At 70.4% G+C, this 19,059-nt stretch carries 20 protein-coding genes; 12 read left to right on the top strand and 8 right to left on the bottom strand.

The window, feature by feature from the left end:
* Positions 1-6: 6 nt before the first annotated feature.
* From ACH4UK_RS00100 to ACH4UK_RS00090, 3 genes are all read left to right on the top strand, one after another.
* Positions 7-123, top strand: a complete 117-nt coding sequence (locus ACH4UK_RS00100; RefSeq protein ID WP_398353812.1) for an SGM_5486 family transporter-associated protein — start codon at positions 7-9, stop codon at positions 121-123.
* 147 nt (positions 124-270) lie between these two features.
* On the top strand, positions 271-477 hold the full coding sequence (locus ACH4UK_RS00095; protein ID WP_398353811.1) for a hypothetical protein: 207 nt from the start codon (positions 271-273) through the stop codon (positions 475-477).
* Positions 478-569: 92 nt separating this feature from the next.
* Entirely contained in the window at positions 570-1,088 is a 519-nt protein-coding gene (locus tag ACH4UK_RS00090) for a SixA phosphatase family protein (RefSeq protein WP_398353810.1), read from the top strand.
* A 115-nt stretch (positions 1,089-1,203) separates the two neighbouring features.
* Here the strand turns inward: ACH4UK_RS00090 and serB are convergent, their stop codons facing one another.
* Positions 1,204-2,490: a phosphoserine phosphatase SerB gene (serB, locus tag ACH4UK_RS00085; protein WP_398353809.1), complete on the bottom strand. Its 1,287-nt coding sequence runs from the start codon at positions 2,488-2,490 to the stop codon at positions 1,204-1,206.
* 400 nt (positions 2,491-2,890) lie between these two features.
* On the opposite strand from serB, the gene ACH4UK_RS00080 reads away from it, so the two are divergent.
* Positions 2,891-5,566 (top strand): FHA domain-containing protein, encoded by a 2,676-nt coding sequence (locus ACH4UK_RS00080; RefSeq protein ID WP_398353808.1) that lies wholly within the window; start codon positions 2,891-2,893, stop codon positions 5,564-5,566.
* Positions 5,567-5,648: 82 nt separating this feature from the next.
* Here ACH4UK_RS00080 and ACH4UK_RS00075 read toward each other — a convergent pair whose 3' ends face one another.
* From ACH4UK_RS00075 to ACH4UK_RS00065, 3 genes are all read right to left on the bottom strand, one after another.
* Positions 5,649-6,446, bottom strand: coding sequence for a transglycosylase SLT domain-containing protein (locus ACH4UK_RS00075; RefSeq protein WP_398353807.1), 798 nt, complete (start codon positions 6,444-6,446; stop codon positions 5,649-5,651).
* 272 nt (positions 6,447-6,718) lie between these two features.
* Positions 6,719-7,822 (bottom strand): S-adenosylmethionine:tRNA ribosyltransferase-isomerase, encoded by a 1,104-nt coding sequence (locus tag ACH4UK_RS00070; RefSeq protein ID WP_398354898.1) that lies wholly within the window; start codon positions 7,820-7,822, stop codon positions 6,719-6,721.
* A 71-nt stretch (positions 7,823-7,893) separates the two neighbouring features.
* On the bottom strand, positions 7,894-8,619 hold the full coding sequence (locus ACH4UK_RS00065; RefSeq protein ID WP_398353806.1) for an SDR family NAD(P)-dependent oxidoreductase: 726 nt from the start codon (positions 8,617-8,619) through the stop codon (positions 7,894-7,896).
* Positions 8,620-8,860: 241 nt separating this feature from the next.
* Here ACH4UK_RS00065 and ACH4UK_RS00060 point away from each other — a divergent pair, with 241 nt between their 5' ends.
* From ACH4UK_RS00060 to ACH4UK_RS00050, 3 genes are all read left to right on the top strand, one after another.
* Positions 8,861-10,006 (top strand): GAF domain-containing sensor histidine kinase, encoded by a 1,146-nt coding sequence (locus tag ACH4UK_RS00060; protein ID WP_398353805.1) that lies wholly within the window; start codon positions 8,861-8,863, stop codon positions 10,004-10,006.
* A complete protein-coding gene (locus ACH4UK_RS00055; RefSeq protein WP_398353804.1) occupies positions 9,999-10,643 on the top strand; it encodes a response regulator in 645 nt (214 codons plus the stop codon). The genes ACH4UK_RS00060 and ACH4UK_RS00055 overlap by 8 nt, the downstream gene beginning before the upstream one ends.
* A 146-nt stretch (positions 10,644-10,789) precedes the next feature.
* The gene (locus ACH4UK_RS00050; RefSeq protein ID WP_371622721.1) at positions 10,790-11,041 is read left to right on the top strand and encodes a chaplin family protein; all 252 of its coding nucleotides are present in this window, start codon (positions 10,790-10,792) and stop codon (positions 11,039-11,041) included.
* A 153-nt stretch (positions 11,042-11,194) separates the two neighbouring features.
* Here ACH4UK_RS00050 and ACH4UK_RS00045 read toward each other — a convergent pair whose 3' ends face one another.
* A complete protein-coding gene (locus ACH4UK_RS00045; protein WP_398353803.1) occupies positions 11,195-11,980 on the bottom strand; it encodes a hypothetical protein in 786 nt (261 codons plus the stop codon).
* A 133-nt stretch (positions 11,981-12,113) separates the two neighbouring features.
* Between ACH4UK_RS00045 and ACH4UK_RS00040 the strand changes: the two genes are divergently transcribed.
* From ACH4UK_RS00040 to ACH4UK_RS00025, 4 genes are all read left to right on the top strand, one after another.
* Positions 12,114-12,911, top strand: a complete 798-nt coding sequence (locus ACH4UK_RS00040) for an ABC transporter ATP-binding protein (protein ID WP_398353802.1) — start codon at positions 12,114-12,116, stop codon at positions 12,909-12,911.
* 132 nt (positions 12,912-13,043) lie between these two features.
* Positions 13,044-13,472: an NfeD family protein gene (locus ACH4UK_RS00035; protein WP_398353801.1), complete on the top strand. Its 429-nt coding sequence runs from the start codon at positions 13,044-13,046 to the stop codon at positions 13,470-13,472.
* A gap of 164 nt (positions 13,473-13,636) precedes the next feature.
* Complete coding sequence (locus ACH4UK_RS00030; RefSeq protein WP_398353800.1) at positions 13,637-14,626, top strand: SPFH domain-containing protein; 990 nt, start codon at positions 13,637-13,639, stop codon at positions 14,624-14,626.
* 84 nt (positions 14,627-14,710) lie between these two features.
* Complete coding sequence (locus ACH4UK_RS00025; RefSeq protein ID WP_398353799.1) at positions 14,711-15,478, top strand: sulfite exporter TauE/SafE family protein; 768 nt, start codon at positions 14,711-14,713, stop codon at positions 15,476-15,478.
* A gap of 109 nt (positions 15,479-15,587) precedes the next feature.
* Here ACH4UK_RS00025 and ACH4UK_RS00020 read toward each other — a convergent pair whose 3' ends face one another.
* From ACH4UK_RS00020 to ACH4UK_RS00010, 3 genes are all read right to left on the bottom strand, one after another.
* The gene (locus tag ACH4UK_RS00020; RefSeq protein ID WP_398353798.1) at positions 15,588-16,097 is read right to left on the bottom strand and encodes an HNH endonuclease; all 510 of its coding nucleotides are present in this window, start codon (positions 16,095-16,097) and stop codon (positions 15,588-15,590) included.
* Positions 16,098-16,234: 137 nt separating this feature from the next.
* Complete coding sequence (locus tag ACH4UK_RS00015; protein ID WP_398353797.1) at positions 16,235-16,771, bottom strand: YbhB/YbcL family Raf kinase inhibitor-like protein; 537 nt, start codon at positions 16,769-16,771, stop codon at positions 16,235-16,237.
* 65 nt (positions 16,772-16,836) lie between these two features.
* On the bottom strand, positions 16,837-17,619 hold the full coding sequence (locus ACH4UK_RS00010; protein WP_398353796.1) for a sporulation protein: 783 nt from the start codon (positions 17,617-17,619) through the stop codon (positions 16,837-16,839).
* Positions 17,620-17,706: 87 nt separating this feature from the next.
* On the opposite strand from ACH4UK_RS00010, the gene ACH4UK_RS00005 reads away from it, so the two are divergent.
* Positions 17,707-18,360 carry a DNA-3-methyladenine glycosylase gene (locus ACH4UK_RS00005; protein WP_398353795.1) on the top strand — a complete coding sequence of 218 codons (654 nt, stop codon included), beginning with the start codon at positions 17,707-17,709 and terminating at the stop codon, positions 18,358-18,360.
* The last annotated feature ends 699 nt before the right edge of the window (positions 18,361-19,059 follow it).

Below are 19,059 nucleotides of genomic sequence, written 5' to 3'. Positions count from 1 at the left end.
GACCTCATGCCTGTGCTCGATCCGCATCCCCAGAACGGTCAGAAGAAGCTTCTCCTCGTGTTCGGGGCGATGCTCCTCATCACGGTGATCATCGGTGTGATCGCCACGATCGCCTCGCCCTGACGCCCGGGGCCCTGCGAGGGTGGGGCTAGCCCCACCTTCCCCTAGGGGGCCAGGGTCAGGGTGAAGTGGGTGGGTCACCGGATGGGGCCGGCCGCCCCGGGTCCGTAGGTTCTTCGGTAACGACCCGATGACTTGACGGAGGCGGACATGCCGGCACCGACGCACACCAGGCCCCATCGACCGGCGGCCGACGGCGTCGAGATCCGGCTGCCGTGGTGGGCCGTCGCCCTGCCCGCCGTCGCGTTCGCCGCTCTGCTGCTGATGATCCTCAGCCCCGGGCAGGCCCAGGCCGCCACCGGCGACCCCGCGCTCGGACAGCTGATCGAGCGGACCCTCCAGCTGGTGTCCCGCTGAGACGAAGCCGCCCCGGACCAGCGCGCCAACTCCCCGGACGAGCCCGTCAACACCCTGCGCCAGAGGCCGCAATTCATGCGAAGCTGAGGTGTATGAGCGTCGAGACACCTCGCAGGATCGTCCTTCTCCGGCATGCCAAGGCGGAATGGTCACAGGCTTCCGATCATGAGCGTCCGCTGGCCGAGCGCGGCCGCAAGGACGCGCCCGTGGCCGGCCGCAGGCTCGCCGGTTCCGGCATCGATTTCGATCTGGCCCTCTGCTCCAGTGCCGCCAGGACACGGGAGACCTGGAAGCTGGCGGTCCACGAATTCCCCCAGCGCCCCCGGACCGTCTACGAGGAGCGGCTGTACGAGGCCTCCCTCGGCGAACTGATCGCCCTGTTCAACGAGACCCCGGACGAGGTGCGCAACCTCCTGGTCATCGGCCACAACCCCGGAATGCACGGGGCCGCCGACGCCCTCTCCGGCTCGGCCGACGGCGACGCCCTGGCCCGGATGACCCGGGACGGCTTCTCCACCGCGGCCTACGCCGTGGTGGAGTTCCCCGGCACCTGGAAGAGCGTGGAGCACGGCGCGGGCAAGCTCATCGAGTACTGGACGCCCAACGACTGAACGCGTGCGGCACGGCTGCGTACCCCGTACCGGCTGAGCGCCCCGTACCGCTGAGCACCGAGAACAGGCAGGGCCCCGGCACGTTCCCCGTGCCGGGGCCCTCTTCCGTCCGCCGTCAGTCGACGAGACCGTCCGCCGCCTCGACCTCTTCGCGGGTGATGCCCAGCAGATAGAGCACGGTGTCCAGGAACGGCACGTTCACCGCGGTGTGCGCCGCCTCGCGGACCAGCGGCTTGGCGTTGAACGCGACGCCGAGCCCGGCGGTGTTCAGCATGTCGAGATCGTTCGCCCCGTCCCCGATCGCCACCGTCTGGGCCAGCGGCACCCCCGCCTGCTCGGCGAAGCTCCGCAGGAGCCGGGCCTTGCCCGCCCGGTCCACCACATCGCCGACGACCCGGCCGGTGAACCTGCCGTCCACCACCTCCAGGGTGTTGGCCGAGGCGAAGTCGAGGCCGAGCCGCTCCTTGAGATCGTCCGTCACCTGGGTGAAGCCGCCGGAGACGACGCCGACCTGGTAGCCGAGCCGCTTCAGCGTACGGATCAGGGTGCGGGCGCCGGGGGTGAGCCGCACCTCGGCGCGCACCTTGTCCACCACCGAGGCGTCCAGGCCGGCCAGCAGCGCGACCCGGGCGTGCAGCGACTGCTCGAAGTCCAGCTCGCCGCGCATCGCCTGCTCGGTCACCTCGGCGACCTTGTCCTCGCAGCCCGCGTGCGCCGCGAAGAGCTCGATCACCTCGTCCTGGATCAGCGTGGAGTCGACGTCCATGACCACCAGCCGCTGGGCCCGGCGGCTCAGTCCGGCCGAGACCACCGCGACGTCCACGCCGATCTCCGCGGCCTCGGTCGCCAGCGCGGTCCGCAGCTCCGCGGTGCCGGTCCCCGACACCGCGAACTCGACCGCGGTCACCGGGTACTTCGCCAGCCGGAAGACGCGGTCGATGTTGCCGCCGGTCGAGGTGATGGTGGCCGCTATGGCGGCGGTCGACTCCGCGGTGAGCGGGTGCCCCAGCACCGTCACATGGGAACGGCCGTCACCGCGCGGGCGGTTGTCGCCGATGCCCGAGATGATCTCGGCCTGCAGCTTCAGGGAGTCGGCCCAGCTGTGCACGGTCGCCCGCAGATCGCCCTCGGTGGTCCCGCCCGCGGTGGGTGAGGTGACCAGGGCGCACAGCACGATGCGGCCACGGGTGACGACCTGCTCGATGTCCACGACGTCGACCGCGTACGCGGCGAGGGTGTCGAAGAGCCCGGCGGTGATGCCGGGACGGTCCTTGCCGAAGATCTTGACGAGCAGCGTGGGTGCGTCGCTGCCCGGAGGGGGCCCGTCGCCGATCTCACCGATCCGACGGGACTCAGAGGGCTCAGGAGACGAGGGGGGCTGAGGTGGCTGAGATGCGCTCATGGTGCTCCCACCGTATCGGTCCGGCCGCCTTCCGCGGCCGCTCGTCCCGAGTGCCGGGACGGAGGGGACCGGCCCCGCTCACGGCGTCGGGCCGCGGTCTGCGCCCGGGTGCGGGAGAAGTCGCTGATCTGGCCGGTACGGGTCTTGTGTCCGGCCACGCCGGGTGTCCTGTTTTCACCGTTATGAAGTCACTGAACATTCTCTGGCCGGTAACCGGTTCTTCATCCCGTCTTCTTCCGGTCCGTTGTCTTTTCACCCCCCGTTATCGAGGGGTCCGCGCAGGTCTCCGCCCGCTCTTCACCCGCCCGACTTTCGGATCGGGGACTGGTCCTGGAATAGTTCCCCACGATGTTCAGCATCCCTAGACTCCCTGCGACGGGGGAAAATCGGGGGACAACTAGTGGGGCGCGGAGTGCCGGAACTCGTACTGGAATTGAATGGCAGCACCTGGACGCTCGATCCGTCCAGGTCATACACCCTTGGTCGCGATCCGCAGGGCGACCTGCCGATCGACGACGCCAGAGTGTCGTGGCGGCATGCCACGATCAGCTGGAGCGGCCGCAGTTGGTTCATCGAGGACCACGGCAGCACCAACGGCACCTATGTGCAGGGCCGGCGCGTCCAGCAGGTGGAAATCGGCCCTGGCTCCGTGCTGAACCTGGGCAACGCCACCGACGGGCCCCGGGTGAGCCTCAGCGCCGCCGCCGCGGCCGGTGCCCAGCAGGCTCCCGTGCAGCAGCCCCACCAGCAGCCGCAGGGCGGCGGCGCGGGCTGGCCCGGACAGCAGGCCCCCGCGCAGCAGCACCAGGCGCCCGCGCACCAGGCGCCCGCGCAGCAGCACCAGGCCCCTGCGCACCAGGCGCCCGCGCAGCAGCACCAGGCCCCTGCGCACCAGGCGCCCGCGCAGCAGCACCAGGCGCCTGCCCAGCACCAGGCCTGGCAGCAGCCTCAGCAGCAGGTCCCGCACCAGCAGCCGCCGCACCAGAAGGTGCCGCACCAGCAGAACCCCGGGCATCCGGCCGGACCGGGACAGGGCGGTGCCGCGGGGGCGCCGCCGGTCTACGGCGACCGCAGCCCGACCACGTTCCACCAGCTGGCCCTCGGCCGGGTCATGCGCATCGGTCGTGCGCTGGAGAACGAGCTGGTCGTCTCCGACCTCCAGGTCTCCCGCAACCACGCCGAGTTCCACGCGACGCCCGACGGCCGCTTCGAGATCCGCGACCTCGGCTCGCACAACGGCACGTACGTCAACGGTCTGCCGCTCCACAAGTCCGGCTCGGCCCTCATCGGCCCGAACGACATCGTCGGCGTCGGCCACTCGACGTTCCGGCTGGTCGGGGACCGGCTGGAAGAGTTCGTCGACACCGGTGAGGTCTCCTTCTCCGCCCGCCACCTCACGGTGACGGTCGACGGCGGGAAGCAGATCCTCAAGGACGTCTCCTTCGGCGTCCCCGAGAAGTCGCTGATCGCCGTCATCGGCCCGTCCGGCTCCGGAAAGTCCACCCTGCTCAAGGCGCTCACCGGCTACCGGCCCGCCAACCAGGGTGACGTCCTCTACGACAACCGAAACCTGTACAAGCAGTTCGCCGAGCTGCGCCAGCGCATCGGTCTGGTCCCGCAGGACGACATCCTGCACAAGGAACTGACCGTCACCAAGGCCCTCAAGTACGCGGCCAAGCTCCGCTTCCCCGCGGACACCACCGAGGCCGAGCGCCAGTCCCGGATCACCGAGGTCCTCGCCGAGCTCAAGCTCGACATCCACAAGGACAAGAAGATCACCTCGCTCTCCGGCGGCCAGCGCAAGCGCGTATCGGTCGCCCTGGAGCTGCTCACCAAGCCCTCGCTGATCTTCCTGGACGAGCCGACCTCCGGTCTCGACCCGGGCATGGACCGCGACGTCATGCAGCTGCTGCGCGGCCTCGCCGACGACGGCCGCACGGTGCTCGTGGTCACGCACTCGGTCGCCGAGCTGGCGATCTGCGACAAGCTCCTGGTGATGGCCCCCGGCGGTTCCGTCGCCTACTTCGGTCCGCCGGAGGAAGCGCTGAACTTCTTCGGCTACACCAGCTGGGCCGACGTCTTCTCCGCCTTCGAGAACTACCGCGACTACGACTGGGCGGGCCGCTGGCGCGGTTCGCAGCACTACCAGATGTACGCCGCCGACATCGACGCGGTCGCGGCCCAGCCGGTCAACATGCCGCCCCCGCAGCAGATGCGCCCGCCGAAGCCGCAGGGCTGGATGGCGCAGTTGTGGACGCTGATCCGGAGGTACTCCTCCGTCATCGCGTCCGACAAGGGCTTCATGGGCCTGATGCTGATCCTGCCCGCCGTGCTGGGCGTGGTCAGCGTGGTCATCCCGGCGGAGTTCGGTCTCGCGGAGCCCGATCCGCCGTCCCGGTTCAACGGCAAGGCCGGAACGATCATGCTGATCCTCGCGGTCGGCATGTGCTTCTCCGGCGCCGCCAACTCCGTACGAGAGCTGATCAAGGAACGGGTCATCTACGAACGGGAGCGGGCCACCGGCCTCTCCCGCTCCGCGTACCTGATGTCCAAGGTGATCGTCCTCGGCGTGATCACCGCCTTCCAGGGCGTGATCATCTGCGGCATCGGCTTCGCCACCCGCGATCTGCCCGCGGAGGGCCTGATCATGCCGCCGGCCGTCGAGATCTGCCTCTCGATCATCGCGCTGGGCTTCACCTCGATGATGTTCGGCCTGGTCATCTCCTCGCTGGTGAAGACCTCCGAGAAGACCATGCCGCTGCTGGTCATGTTCGCGATCATCCAGGTCGTCTTCACCGGCGTGCTCTTCCAGGTGTACGGGTCGCCCGGCCTGGAGCAGTTCGCCTGGCTGATGCCGTCCCGCTGGGCGATGGCCGCGGCCGGTACCACGCTGGACCTGGCGCATCTGATGCCGCCGTGGGACCCGAAGAAGCCCACCGACCTCGACCCGCTGTGGGAGCACACCGCGGGCCAGTGGGGCATCAACATCACCGTCCTGCTCGCGCTCGGCGTGATCTGCGGTATCGCGGTCGCCCGCCTGCTGCGGCGCCATGAGCCCGAGGTCATGCGCAAGTAGTCCGTGACGTCCGCCGTGGCGGAACGACGCCGGAGGCCGGCACCCCGCGGGGTGCCGGCCTCCGGCGTGAGATGGGCTGGACTCAGTACGCGCTGTCGACGTTGTCCATGGTGCCGTAGCGGTCGGCCGCGTAGTTGCAGGCGGCGACGATGTTGGCGACCGGGTCGTACAGGTCCTTCTTGGTGCCCGCCACGTGGTAGCGGTCGAAGGTCGGCTGGATCACCTGGAGCAGGCCCTTGGACGGGATGCCGTTCTGGGCGTTGATGTCCCAGTTGTTGATGGCCCAGCGGTTACCGCTGGACTCCCGGATGATGTTGCGGTGGATCCCCTCGTAGGAGCCGGGGATGCCTTCCTTCTTCATGATCGACATGGCCTCGCGGATCCAGCCGTCCAGGTTGTTGGCGTAGACGGGCTTGCGCGCGGTGGAGCGGTTCGCGGCCTCGGTGCCGCGCTTCTTCGCGTCCGCCTTGGCCTTGGCGGCCTTGTCCTTCGCGTCGGCGGCGGCCTTCGCCTTCGCCTTGGCGTCGGCGGCGGCCTTGGCCTTCGCCTCGGACGCGGCCTTGGCCTTCGCGGCGGCGGCCTTGGTCTCGGCGGCGGCCTTCGCCTTGGCGGCGTCGGCGGCCTTCACCAGCTTCTCCGCGGTGGAGTGCTGCTCGATCATGCTGTTCTGGACGGTCTTGGCCTGGGCGGATCCGGCGGCGTTGGTGAAAGCCACGGGCGCGGCGGCGGCCGCGGCCTGCGGGGCGATCTCGGCCTCGGCGTTCGACGGGACGAGCGAGAAGGTCAGGGCGGCGACGCCGAGGGCCGACACACCGGCCACGGAGATCTTCTGGACCTTGTTCAGACGACGGACACGGCTGGGTATGCGAGTCGCAGACATGTAGGGCTACCTCTTCGAATGCTCAGGTGTCCTCACGGAGGACGAGACCGGAGGCGGTGATGCGCACCTCCGTCGGGGACGAGAGCAATTCTTAGCGGCCGCAAAATCCTGAGGCAAAGGTGTGACGTACGAAGCTGAGTAGTGGAGCAGGGTCCCGTTCGCCCGAAATGACCCCTACTTACGCCTGCTCAAATCGCCCTTATATGCCCACTAGGTACGTTCGTAAGTGACGTAGGCCCTATGCCTGGGCTCACATCGGCGACGTAACGGTCTCACCATTCGTTGCTGAAGCAATCCAGAGCGTTACGTTCCTCATCCGACAGGATGAGGTGGACGTCCCCGAACTCGTGCCAGAGGTACCGCTCCTGGAGCGCCGCCTCGTACCCGCGGCGCAGCGCCTCGCGCCCCGCCACCGCCTCCAGCATCAGCAGATGCGAGGCCTGCGGCTCGTGCAGCCCGGTGAGCAGGCCGTCCACCACGCGCACGCCCCGCCGCGGCGTCACCACCAGATCCGTCCACCCGGCGACCGGCCGCACCACCCCGTCCGCCCCCGCGGCCGACTCCAGCGCCCGCACCGCGGTCGTCCCCACCGCGATCACCCGCCCGGCGCCCGCCGCCCGTACCGCGTTCACCAGCCAGGCCGTCGCCGCCGGCACCGCGAACCGCTCCGGGTACGGCGGCTCGTGCGCCTCCGCCGACGACACCCCCGTATGCAGCGACAGGGGAGCGAACAACACCCCCCGGCGGACCAGCTCCGCCACCAGCGCGGCCGTGAAGGGCCGCGCCGCACTCGGCATCTCCGCCGAACCGCTCCCGTCGCCCGACGGCGTCGCGAACACCGTTCGATACGCCGACAGCGGCTGATCCCGCTCTGTGTACCCGTACCGGATCGGCCGCCCGTACCGCCGCAACAGCTCCGCCACCGGCTCCGGCACCCGCGCCCACCACAGCCGGGCCCCCGTCGTAGGCCCCAGCGGCTCCTCCAGCACCAGCGCCCGCCCGCCCGGCAGCCGCACCACCGCGCCCGCCGGACCGCCCGGCCGGGGCCCGGTGACCCCCGCCCGGCCGGGAGCCCGCAGCTCCACCGCCCACCGGCCGTCCGCACCCCGCGTCGAGAAGTGCACGACGACCCGCTCCCCGCCCACCCGCCCGTTCACCGCGGCGGGCAACGTCATGGACGTGTTCACCACCAGCACGTCCCCGGCCCGCAGCTCCCCGGGCAGCTCCCGGAACGCATGGTGCGAGACCGCCCGCCCCCGCGACACGAGCAGCCGTACGTCATCACGCCCCGCACCCCGCTGCTCGGCCGGCACCCGGGCCGACAGAGCCTCCGGAACCCGCAACGCCTCCAGGGCCACCGGGCCGCCCGGGGCCATCCGGTCCGGGGCGCTCCGGTCCGGGTCCACCCCGCCCGTCCGCACCCCGCCCGCCCGCCACCCCTGCGCGCTCACCGCGGACCTCCGCCAGGTCCCGCCGGGCCCTCCAGCAGGGCGGGGGCCGAGAACCGCCCACCGGCCGGCCGCCCCCGCAGCAGGCGCAGGAACGCGGGAGCCACGCTCTCCGGCGACGGCCGGGGCTCGTCCGCCTCCTCCGGTACCGCGGCGGCGTACAGCTCCGTCGCCATGTCGCCCGGGTCGACCGCCCACACCCGCAGCCCCGGCTCCTCCTCGCCCAGCACCGCCGCCAGCTGGTCCAGCGCCGACTTCGACGCCCCGTAACCGCCCCAGGTCGGATACGGCTCCGCGGCCGCGTCCGAGCTGATCACGACCACCGCCCCCGCCTCCGAGGCCCGCAGCGACGGCAACGCCTCCTGTATGAGACCGAGCGCCGCCACGACATTCGTCTCCAGCGCCCGCCGCAGCCCCTCCAACGGCAGCGCGTCCAGCCGGACCAGCGGTTCCGTCCCCAGGGCGCTCGCGTTGCTCACCAACAGGTCGAGACCGCCCAGCGCCCCGGCGGCCGCCACCAGATCCGCCCGGTGCGCCGCGTCCGTGACGTCCCCCGGCACCGCCACCACCCGCGTCCCGTACCGGCCGCGCAGCTCCGCTGCCGTGTCCGCCAGCACCCCGGCGGTCCGGGCGTCCAGCACCAGGTCCCACCCCTGACCCGCCAGCGCCGCCGCCAGCGCGCGCCCCAGCCCCTTCGAACCGCCCGTGATCATCGCGACCGGCATGGTGACCGTCCCCTCTCCCTGCTCGGCGTCCGCCGGGAGACCCCGGCGCCTTCACCGTAGGAAGCCCCGGCCGCACCACGCCTCGCCCGTGAGCCGCACCCGTACCCGGCACTTGGTCGTAGGTCCCGAGAGGTCCTAGGACCTTGGGCGGAGGGGCCCGCCGGCCGGGCCTAGGCCCCCGCCCGCCGACCACCGACCCCGGCCCGATACGGCCGCGCGACCCCGCCGGTACGGTGATCCCATGAGCCATCGCCCACCGTCGGGCCTCGCCGCGGTGAGTGCCGCACTGCTCGCCATGAGCCGGCACCTCGAAGTGGGCGACGTCCTCAAGACGATCGTCGCCTCCGCCCGCGAGCTGCTCGACGCCCAGTACGCGGCCCTCGGCGTCCCGGACGACCGCGGCGGCTTCGCGCAGTTCGTGGTCGACGGGGTCAGCGACGAACAGTGGAAGGCCATCGGCCCGCTGCCCCGCCAGCACGGCATCCTCGCCGCGATGCTCCACCAGGCGAAGCCCGAACGCCTCGCCGACGTCCGCGAGGACCCCCGCTTCGGGGGCTGGCCCGACGCCCACCCGGACATGTCCGACTTCCTCGGCCTGCCCATCACGGACGGCGACGAGATCATCGGCGCCCTGTTCCTCGCCAACAAGCAGTGCCCCAAGCCCGAGGGCGGCTGCGGCTTCACCGCGGAGGACGAGGAACTGCTCTCGATCCTCGCCCAGCACGCGGCCATCGCCCTGACCAACGCCCGCCTCTACGAGCGCAGCCGCGAGCTGACCATCGCCGAGGAACGTTCCCGCCTGGCCCACGAGCTGCATGACGCGGTCAGCCAGAAACTGTTCTCGCTCCGTCTCACCGCCCAGGCCGCCACCGCCCTCGTCGACCGCGACCCCGCCCGCGCCAAGGACGAGATGCAGCAGGTCGCCGTCCTCGCCGCCGAGGCGGTCGACGAGCTGCGGGCCGCCGTCGTGGAGCTGCGCCCGGCCGCCCTCGACGAGGACGGGCTCATCGCCACCCTCCGTACCCAGATCCAGGTCCTGGACCGGGCGCACACCGCCGAGGTCGCCTTCGAGAGCTGCGGAGTGCGCGCCCTGCCCGCCGCCCAGGAGGAGGCGCTGCTCCGGGTCGCCCAGGAGGCCCTGCACAACGCCCTGCGCCACTCCGGGGCGGAGCGCGTGAGCGTCACCCTGGCCCGCCGCGGCACCGCCACCGTCCTGCGCGTCACCGACGACGGGAGCGGCTTCGACCCCACCGCCGTCCGGCGGGCGGGCCGCCACCTCGGCCTCGTCTCCATGCGCCACCGGGCGAGCAGCGTCGGCGGCCGACTCACCGTTGCCTCGGAGCCCGGCAAGGGCGCCACGATCGAGATGGAGGTCCCCGGTGGCTGACAAGATCATCAGGGTGCTGCTGGTCGACGACCATCAGGTCGTCCGCCGCGGACTGCGTACGTTCCTGGAGATCCAGGACGACATAGAGGTCGTCGGCGAGGCGTCCGACGGCGCGGAGGGCGTGGCCCGGACCGAGGAGCTCCGGCCCGACGTCGTGCTGATGGACATCAAGATGCCCGGCACCGACGGCATCGAGGCCCTGCGCCGTCTCCGGGAGCTCGACAACCCTGCCAAGGTCCTCATCGTCACCAGCTTCACCGAACAGCGCACGGTGGTCCCCGCCCTGCGCGCCGGAGCCTCCGGCTACGTCTACAAGGACGTCGACCCGGACGCCCTGGCCGGGGCGATCCGCTCCGTCCACGCCGGTCACGTCCTGCTCCAGCCGGAGGTCGCCGGGGCGCTGCTCGCCCAGGAGGACGCGGGGACCGGAACGGGCCGGGGGAGCACCCTGACCGAACGTGAACGCGAGGTGCTCGGCCTCATCGCGGACGGCCGTTCGAACCGCGAGATCGCGCGTGCGCTCGTCCTCTCCGAGAAGACGGTCAAGACCCATGTGTCGAACATCCTGATGAAGCTCGATCTGTCCGACCGGACCCAGGCGGCGCTGTGGGCGGTACGCCACGGAGCGGCGGGCTGACGTCGCCGCCGCGGCGGGTTCCCGTCCGGGCTGAGATTCATACTGTCGGGTGTATGTCACCCGAACGGCGCATCCTTCCGGACCGCACGGCGTTCTCCAGAGCGTGCTGCGGCGGCTCGCCGCAGCCTCTCTAGGAGGATCCTGAAGTGAAGAACCTGAAGAAGGCCGCCGCCGTCACCATGATCGCGGGCGGGCTCATCGCCGCCGGCGCCGGAGCGGCCTCCGCCACCGGCCACAGCGGTGCCGACGCCCACGGCGTGGCCACCCACTCCCCGGGTGTCGCCAGCGGCAACCTCGTGCAGGTTCCCGTCGCCGTCCCGGTGAACGTGGTCGGTAACACGGTCAACGTGGTGGGCCTGCTGAACCCGGCCTTCGGCAACCTCGGCCTCAACCACTGACCCACCCCGTCCCAGTCCGTCCGGCATCCGAGGACGGAACCCTGGACGCGGGGGCCCCGGGCCCGACAAACCCCCGGGCCGGGGCCCCCTCTTCCAGCCGCCCAGGCCCAGCCGGTCAGCCCGTCCGGGCTCGAGGACAGAAGGCCCGCGGCCCTACCGCCGCACCTCACCGCCCTCCACATACGCGTTGTACGCCGCCACCTGAGCCCGCCGAGCGATCCGCTCCACCGGCCGCAACGCTTCCCCCCGCGCCGCGATCTCCGACGCGCTCACCGCACCCCCGTGCCCGTTCTCGTACGCCACCGAGACCAGCAGGCCCACCCGCTGCGCCATCTCCAGCACCCGCACCGCCCGCGGCGGATAGCCGGGCGCCAGTACCTCGCGCCCCCGTTCCGCCCGCGCCCGGTAGGCATCCATCGCCGCCTCCGCCACGGGCCCGGACCCGGCCACGTCCAGCCGTGACAGCGCCGCCGTCGCATCCCGCAACGCCTCCGCCAGCTCCCGCTCCGCCTCGCCCAGCGACGGGACGTCCGCGGGCGGCGCCTCCCGTACCGGCAGCACCCGCCACACCACCTCGACGTGCAGATCCCCCTCCGGCCCGACCTCGCTCACCTCCGGCACCAGTCCGTACGGCACCCCGTACGCGACCACCGCCTCCTGGGCCTCCAGCGCCCGCGCATTGAAATCGGGCGGACCGCTCAGCCCCAGCGGATGCCCCGGCACCGGCAGCGCGACCCGGAAACCGGTCGCTCCCAGACCCCTCAGCCGGCCGAGCGCCAGCGTGAGCCCCACCGGCCCCGACTCACCCGGCACCCCCTCGACGCGGTGCACCGCGTCCTGTCCGACAATCGCGAGGACCGCCTCGTCCGGCGAGACGAGTCCCGCCAGCAACGCGTTTCCCCAGGCGGCCAACAACCCTGAACGTGGTTCGACAAGCATGCCGACAGCCTAGGGAACGCCTGCGGAACGGACCTCACGCCGGAAGCACTCGCGCGGTGGCGTAGGTTTTCCCTGGGAGCCGTGCCCACCGGCACGCGACGATCGACGAGACTGCTTGGGGAGACAACGCGCCATGAGCGATGTACTGGAGCTGGTGGACGTATCCGTGGTCCGGGACGGACGCGCTCTGGTGGACGACGTCTCCTGGTCGGTCAAGGAGGGGGAGCGCTGGGTCATCCTGGGCCCCAACGGCGCCGGCAAGACGACCCTCCTCAACCTCGCGTCCAGCTACCTCTTCCCGAGCAGGGGAACGGCCACGATCCTCGGCGAGCAGCTCGGCGGCGTCGGGACCGACGTGTTCGAACTGCGGCCCCGGATCGGCGTGGCAGGCGTGGCGATGGCCGACAAGCTGCCCAAGCGCCAGACGGTGCTCCAGACGGTTCTCACCGCCGCCTACGGCATGACCGCCACCTGGCACGAGAACTACGAGGCCGTCGACGAGGAGCGCGCCCGCGCCTTCCTCGACCGCCTCGGCATGACCGAGTACCTGGACCGCAGGTTCGGCACGCTCTCCGAAGGAGAGCGCAAGCGCACCCTGATCGCCCGCGCCATGATGACCGACCCCGAGCTGCTGCTCCTCGACGAGCCCGCCGCCGGACTCGACCTCGGCGGGCGCGAAGACCTCGTCCGTCGCCTCGGCCGCCTCGCCCGCGACCCGTTCGCCCCCTCCATGATCATGGTCACCCACCATGTCGAGGAGATCGCCCCCGGGTTCACCCACGTCCTGATGATCCGCCAGGGCAAGATCCTCGCGGCCGGCCCCATGGAGACCGAGCTCAGCTCCCGCAACCTCTCCCTCTGCTTCGGCCTGCCGCTCATCGTCGAGCACACCGGCGACCGCTACACCGCCCACGGCCTGCCGCTCTCCTGACGCCCCCTCCGCCCACCCCGGGGCCGCCCCGGCGGCCGCGACCGCCCTCGCACCACGATCCGTAAGCCCTTCACCGGAGTTGGCCACCTGTGCGCCCTGTCGGTGACGCACCGACAGTCCTACGATGACCATGTGGACATCGACGCATGGGTGTGGTGGCTGATCGGCGCGGTGGGACTGGGCATCCCCCTCGTCCTGACCGCGATGCCCGAATTCGGGATGTTCGCCGTCGGGGCAGTGGCCGCATCGGCCGTCGCCGCCCTCGGCGGCGGAATCGTCGCCCAGGTACTGGTCTTCGTCCTGGTCTCGGTCGCGCTGATCGCCGTCGTGCGCCCGATCGCCGCCAGACACCGGGCCGGACAGACCGGGCACGCCAGCGGCATCGACGCCCTGAAAGGACGTCAGGCGGTCGTCTTGGAACGGGTGTCGGCCTCCGGCGGCCGCATCAAGCTGGCCGGCGAGGTCTGGTCGGCCCGCTCGCTCGACACCGACCAGGTCTTCGAACCCGGCAGCCAGGTCGATGTCGTGGACATCGACGGAGCGACGGCCGTCGTCATGTGACCGAAGCGTGCACGAGGCGGGCCGAGGTCTGCCAGACTCGAAGTCGATCATGTCGATCATCATGAGAACCCGGCTCGGCCCGCAACGCACCGACCACCGGCCGCACATGAGGACCGACCCCGATCACCGCGATCCGCCGGCCAACGAAGGGCACGAGAGACACGATGCAACCGATCATCATCGTTCTGATCATTCTGGTGGTGCTCGTCTTCATCGCCCTGATCAAGACGATTCAGGTCATCCCGCAGGCCAGCGCCGCCATCGTGGAGCGGTTCGGCCGCTACACCCGCACGCTGAACGCGGGCCTGAACATCGTCGTCCCGTTCATCGACTCGATCCGCAACCGGATCGACCTCCGTGAACAGGTGGTGCCCTTCCCGCCGCAGCCGGTGATCACCCAGGACAACCTGGTCGTCAACATCGACACCGTCATCTACTACCAGGTGACCGACGCCCGCGCCGCGACCTACGAAGTGGCCAGCTACATCCAGGCGATCGAGCAGCTCACCGTCACCACCCTCCGCAACATCATCGGCGGAATGGACCTGGAGCGGACCCTCACCTCCCGTGAGGAGATCAACGCGGCCCTGCGCGGAGTCCTCGACGAAGCGACCGGCAAGTGGGGCATCCGCGTCAACCGCGTCGAGCTCAAGGCGATCGAACCGCCGACCTCCATCCAGGACTCGATGGAGAAGCAGATGCGCGCCGACCGCGACAAGCGCGCCGCGATCCTCACCGCCGAGGGCATCCGGCAGTCCCAGATCCTCACCGCCGAGGGCGAGAAGCAGTCCGCGATCCTGCGCGCCGAAGGCGAGGCCAAGGCCTCCGCCCTCAGGGCCGAGGGCGAGGCCCAGGCCGTCCGCACGGTCTTCGAGGCCATCCACGCCGGCGACCCCGACCAGAAGCTCCTCTCCTACCAGTACCTCCAGATGCTCCCGAAGATCGCCGAGGGCGACGCCAACAAGCTCTGGATCGTGCCCAGCGAGATCGGCGACGCCCTCAAGGGACTCAGCGGAGCCTTCGGGAACCTCGGCGGCGGCATGCCCGGCTTCAACACCGGCGGCAACGGCAACGGCGGCAACGGAGGCAACGGCAACGGAGGCAACTCGGGTGCCCCCGCGGTGGAACGACGCGAGGAACCCCCGGTCTCCTGACCCCCGAGCCTCTTCGTGCATGATCAGTGAGGCCCCTCGACCTTGATGGCGGGGAGGCGTCACTGACCACCGAAGGAGATGGCCTTGTCCATCTGGGAAATAATCGCCGTCTTCGCGGCCGGAGTCGGCGCGGGCACGATCAACACGATCGTCGGCTCGGGAACCTTGATCACCTTCCCCGTCCTGCTCGCCACCGGCCTCCCCCCGGTCACCGCGACCGTGTCCAACGCGCTGGGCCTCATCCCCGGATCCATCAGCGGGGCCATCGGCTACCGCAAGGAACTCGCCGGACAGCGCCGACGCCTCCTCAAACTGAGCGTCGGCGCGGCGATCGGCGGCCTCTGCGGAGCGACCCTGCTGCTCGCCCTGCCCTCCACGGCCTTCGAGACCATCGTCCCGGTCCTGGTCACCCTGGCGCTCGTCCTGGTGATCCTGCAACCACGCATCAGCAAAGCCGTCCAGCGCCGCCGCGACCGGACCGGCGCCCAGGCCCGCCCCGACGGCGGCCCGCTCCTGTTCACCGGCCTGATGCTCGCCAGCGTCTACGGCGGCTACTTCACCGCCGCCCAGGGGATCATCTACCTCTCCCTGATGGGCATGCTGCTCGACGACACGATGCAGCGCCTCAACGCCGTCAAGAACGTCCTGGCCGCCGTGGTCAACAGCATCGCCGCGCTGTTCTTCCTCTTCGTCGCCCACTTCGACTGGACGGCCGTCCTCCTCATCGCGGTCGGCTCGGCCATCGGCGGCCAGATAGGGGCCAAGGTCGGCCGCCGGCTGAGCCCCACCTTCCTGCGCGCCCTCATCGTGGCCGTCGGCACGGTGGCCATCGTCCAACTGCTGCTCCGCTGAAACGTGTGGGCCCGCCCCCTCACAGGGACGGGCCCACACATCCGCCACCAGGCGTACGGCGACTACGCCACGGCTCCACGCAGCCGCGTCACACGGTCACCGCCACGCCCTACGCCGCCGCTGCCCGGTCGAGCCACTCGGGCAGCGCCGAGCGGTCGCCGGCCCCCATCGCCAGCAGCATCGCCTCGGCGGGGGAGGGCACGAACGGCTGCTTCAGCAACGGCATCCCCGCCTGCTCCGGCGTCCGGGCGGCCTTGCGGTGGTTGTCATCGGCACACGAGGCCACCGTGTTCAGCCAGGTGTCCTGCCCGCCCTGGGCGCGCGGCACCACGTGGTCGACGGTGGACGCCCGACGCCCGCAGTACGCACACCGGTGCTGGTCCCGTATCAGCACACCCCTTCTGGACCACGGAGCCTGTCTTCGGAACGGCACCCGTACGTACCGGCAGAGCCTGATCACCCGGGGCGCCGGAATGTCCACGGCGGCACCACGCATACGGAGCTCGGGATGCGACTGCTCGACGACGGCCTTGTCCGTCAGGATCAGGACCACCGCACGGTTGAGTGTCACTGTCGACAGCGGCTCGAAGCTCGCGTTGAGAACCAACGTGTCACGCATCCTGCCCACCTCCCGTGTGCCGCCCGCCCCCTGGCAGGCCCGGATCAACTCTGGCTGGGCAGGCCGCGATGGACAACGCAATAAAAATGCCCTGCTCTGATCTCTCCAAGACCAGAGCAGGGCAAACAGCAAACGAACTAATCGCCGACGGGAGCCTCGTACGTACCGACCAGCTGCGCACGTCCCAGCGTGTGGAACCGGAGATTGAATCCGGCCACCGCGGGCGACACGTCGCTGTCGATCCCGAGCTTCTCGGTGTCCACCGCGTACACGGTGAACACATAGCGGTGGTTCTCCCCGGGCGGCGGCGCGGCGCCCCCGAAGTCCTTGGACCCGTAGTCGTTACGGGCCTGGACGGCCCCTTCGGGCAGCCCCGCGAACTCCCCGCCGCCCGCACCGGCCGGCAGCTCCGTCACCGAGACCGGGACGTCGAAGAGCACCCAGTGCCAGAACCCGCTGCCCGTCGGGGCGTCCGGGTCGAAACACGTCACGGCGAAGCTCTTGGTCCCCTCGGGGAACCCCTCCCACCGCAGCTGCGGCGAAGTGTTCCCGGACGCAAGCACCTGGGCGTCGCCCAGCACGGCCCCCGGTGCGAGATCGTCGCTCACCACGGTGAACGCCGGAACCTCCGGATGGAAGTCGTGCGGCAGTGGGGCCCTCTTCGGCTCGGTCACGTCTCGCACCTTTCCTGATCGGTTCGTCTGCCTTCCCACCCGACCCTAGGGGGCGGCGCCGCTCCCTAGAGCCAGTTGCGCTGTCCGCCGACCTGGGCGAGCCACTGGTTGAGGTACGCCGCCCAGTCGGTCTGCTGGTAGTCGTGCAGCCCCACCTGGAACGCGCGGTAGGAGTCGCTGCCCTCGCTGAACAGACCCGGCTTCTTGTCCATCTCCAGAATGACGTCCATCTCGCGGTCGTCGGCGACGAACGTCAGCTCGACCTGGTTCAGTCCGCGGTACTGCGTCGGCGGGATGAACTCGATCTCCTGGTAGAACGGCAGGCGCTGGCGGGTACCGCGGATGTGACCGCGCTCCATGTCCGCGCTGCGGAAGCCGAAGCCCAGCTGGCCGAAGGCGTTCAGGATGGCCTCCTGAGCCGGCAGCGGGTGCACGTTGATCGGGTCCAGGTCACCGGAGTCCAGCGCACGGGCGATCTCCAGCTCGGTGGTCACCCCGATGTTCATCCCGCGCAGCTGCTGGCCGCCGAACGTCGTGATCGGGGTCTCCCACGGGATCTCCAGGCCGAACGGCACCACGTGCACCGCGCCCGCCTGCACCTCGAACGCGCCCCCGAGCCGCAGCTTGGTGAACTCGATGTCCTGCTTGGTCTCCTGGTCCGCGCTCTCGACCTCGACCCGTGCCTGCAGGCCGACGGAGAGCCCCTCGATCTGCTGGGCCACCGAACCGCCCTGGATCCGCACCTCGCCCTGGACGACCCCACCGGGGACGACGTTCACCTCGGTGAGCTCGGTCTCCACCGAGGCACCGCCGGCACCCATGCTCGCGAGCAGCCGCTTGAAGCCCATAGTCACTCCTTCTTGGTCCTGACCCCTACATACGCGCCACGACGGTAGCCGGTTCCCGTATGCGCGATCCCAGTACCCTCGGTCGACATGACCGAGAGCCCGGACCGCGCCCCCCTGACGCGCGACTTCTTCGACCGGCCCGTCCTGGACGTCGCCCCCGATCTCCTGGGCCGCACGCTGGTCCGCCGGGGCCCGGGGGGCACGATCGAGCTGCGCCTGACCGAAGTGGAGGCGTACGCCGGTGAGGCCGACCCGGGCTCGCACGCCTTCCGGGGCCGCACGGCGCGCAACGGCGTGATGTTCGGCCCGCCCGGTCACACGTACGTCTACTTCACGTACGGGATGTGGCACTGCCTCAACCTGGTCTGCGGCCCGGACGGCCACGCGAGCGGAGTCCTGCTCCGGGCCGGCGAGATCAACGTCGGCACCGGCCTGGCCCGCGACCGACGCCGCTCCGCCCGCACGGACGAGGAACTGGCCAAAGGCCCGGCCCGCCTCGCCACCGCCCTCGACGTCGACCGCGACCTGAACGGCAGCGACCTCTTCGACGGCCCCGCCCCGGCCCTGTCCGTACTGCACGGCACCCCGCCGCCCCGGGACCTCGTACGCAACGGCCCCCGCACCGGGGTGGGCGGCGACGGGGCCCACCAGCCGTGGCGCTTCTGGATCGAGGGAGACCGCACGGTGAGCCCGTACCGCGCCCACGCACCGCGCCGCAGGGCGAGCCACCAGGCGACTTGACGCGCCATCGGCGCACGCCTAATGTAGTCCGAGCCGCTTGACACGGGTACAGCTCTCGGCACGGTCCATCGGACCGCACCGAGCCACTCGAAGCGGCCAAACCACTACCTACGACTCACCCTGGCGGGTGCGAATTCGGCATGCCCGTAATTCGCCCTCTCGGCTCGATTATGAGCTGCCAAGGGAATCGGCTAACGTAGTGAACACGCCGAAAGGCAAGGCCATTCGACAGGCCGCCGGAATTCACCTACGGACCGGAAACGGAACGTAAATGAGTCTGGTAAAGTCGGACTCGCCGGAAAGGGAAAACGCGAAAGCGAAGAACCTGGAAAGCGAAAACTGCTTGACCCGCTTCGGCCGGGAATCGGACGCGAAAGAGTCTGATAGAGTCGGAAACGCAAGAACGAAGGGAAGCGCCCGGAGGGCCCCGGTGAAACCGGACCGAAGGAAGCGTCCGTTCCTTGAGAACTCAACAGCGTGCCAAAAGTCAACGCCAGATATGTTGATACCCCGGCCTGCTTCGGCAGGTTGGTGGTTCCTTTGAAAAGTCCTGCACGGGTCGCTTCGGTGACATTCGGGCAGGCAATTACACAGCGAGGACGCTGTGAACAACGGGTCTTATTCCGACCGGTTGTTCCGCTCTCGTGTGTGTGCACCCGATTACGGGTAAACATTCACGGAGAGTTTGATCCTGGCTCA

Source organism: Streptomyces sp. NPDC020884, from assembly GCF_044333935.1.
Classification (GTDB): domain Bacteria; phylum Actinomycetota; class Actinomycetes; order Streptomycetales; family Streptomycetaceae; genus Streptomyces.
This window is presented reverse-complemented; position numbering and strand designations above follow the sequence as displayed.

What these genes read in the sequence shown, in the direction of transcription:
- ACH4UK_RS00065 (WP_398353806.1), bottom strand. Translation starts at nt 8,619, where the DNA reads ATGCCGGTCGCGATGATCACGGGCGGTTCGAAGGGGCTGGGGCGCGCG.
- ACH4UK_RS00090 (WP_398353810.1), top strand. Translation starts at nt 570, where the DNA reads ATGAGCGTCGAGACACCTCGCAGGATCGTCCTTCTCCGGCATGCCAAG.
- ACH4UK_RS00045 (WP_398353803.1), bottom strand. Translation starts at nt 11,980, where the DNA reads ATGCTTGTCGAACCACGTTCAGGGTTGTTGGCCGCCTGGGGAAACGCG.
- ACH4UK_RS00020 (WP_398353798.1), bottom strand. Translation starts at nt 16,097, where the DNA reads ATGCGTGACACGTTGGTTCTCAACGCGAGCTTCGAGCCGCTGTCGACA.
- ACH4UK_RS00070 (WP_398354898.1), bottom strand. Translation starts at nt 7,822, where the DNA reads ATGGCCCCGGGCGGCCCGGTGGCCCTGGAGGCGTTGCGGGTTCCGGAG.
- ACH4UK_RS00005 (WP_398353795.1), top strand. Translation starts at nt 17,707, where the DNA reads ATGACCGAGAGCCCGGACCGCGCCCCCCTGACGCGCGACTTCTTCGAC.
- ACH4UK_RS00060 (WP_398353805.1), top strand. Translation starts at nt 8,861, where the DNA reads ATGAGCCATCGCCCACCGTCGGGCCTCGCCGCGGTGAGTGCCGCACTG.
- ACH4UK_RS00075 (WP_398353807.1), bottom strand. Translation starts at nt 6,446, where the DNA reads ATGTCTGCGACTCGCATACCCAGCCGTGTCCGTCGTCTGAACAAGGTC.
- ACH4UK_RS00100 (WP_398353812.1), top strand. Translation starts at nt 7, where the DNA reads ATGCCTGTGCTCGATCCGCATCCCCAGAACGGTCAGAAGAAGCTTCTC.
- ACH4UK_RS00095 (WP_398353811.1), top strand. Translation starts at nt 271, where the DNA reads ATGCCGGCACCGACGCACACCAGGCCCCATCGACCGGCGGCCGACGGC.
- ACH4UK_RS00010 (WP_398353796.1), bottom strand. Translation starts at nt 17,619, where the DNA reads ATGGGCTTCAAGCGGCTGCTCGCGAGCATGGGTGCCGGCGGTGCCTCG.
- ACH4UK_RS00040 (WP_398353802.1), top strand. Translation starts at nt 12,114, where the DNA reads ATGAGCGATGTACTGGAGCTGGTGGACGTATCCGTGGTCCGGGACGGA.
- serB (WP_398353809.1), bottom strand. Translation starts at nt 2,490, where the DNA reads ATGAGCGCATCTCAGCCACCTCAGCCCCCCTCGTCTCCTGAGCCCTCT.
- ACH4UK_RS00030 (WP_398353800.1), top strand. Translation starts at nt 13,637, where the DNA reads ATGCAACCGATCATCATCGTTCTGATCATTCTGGTGGTGCTCGTCTTC.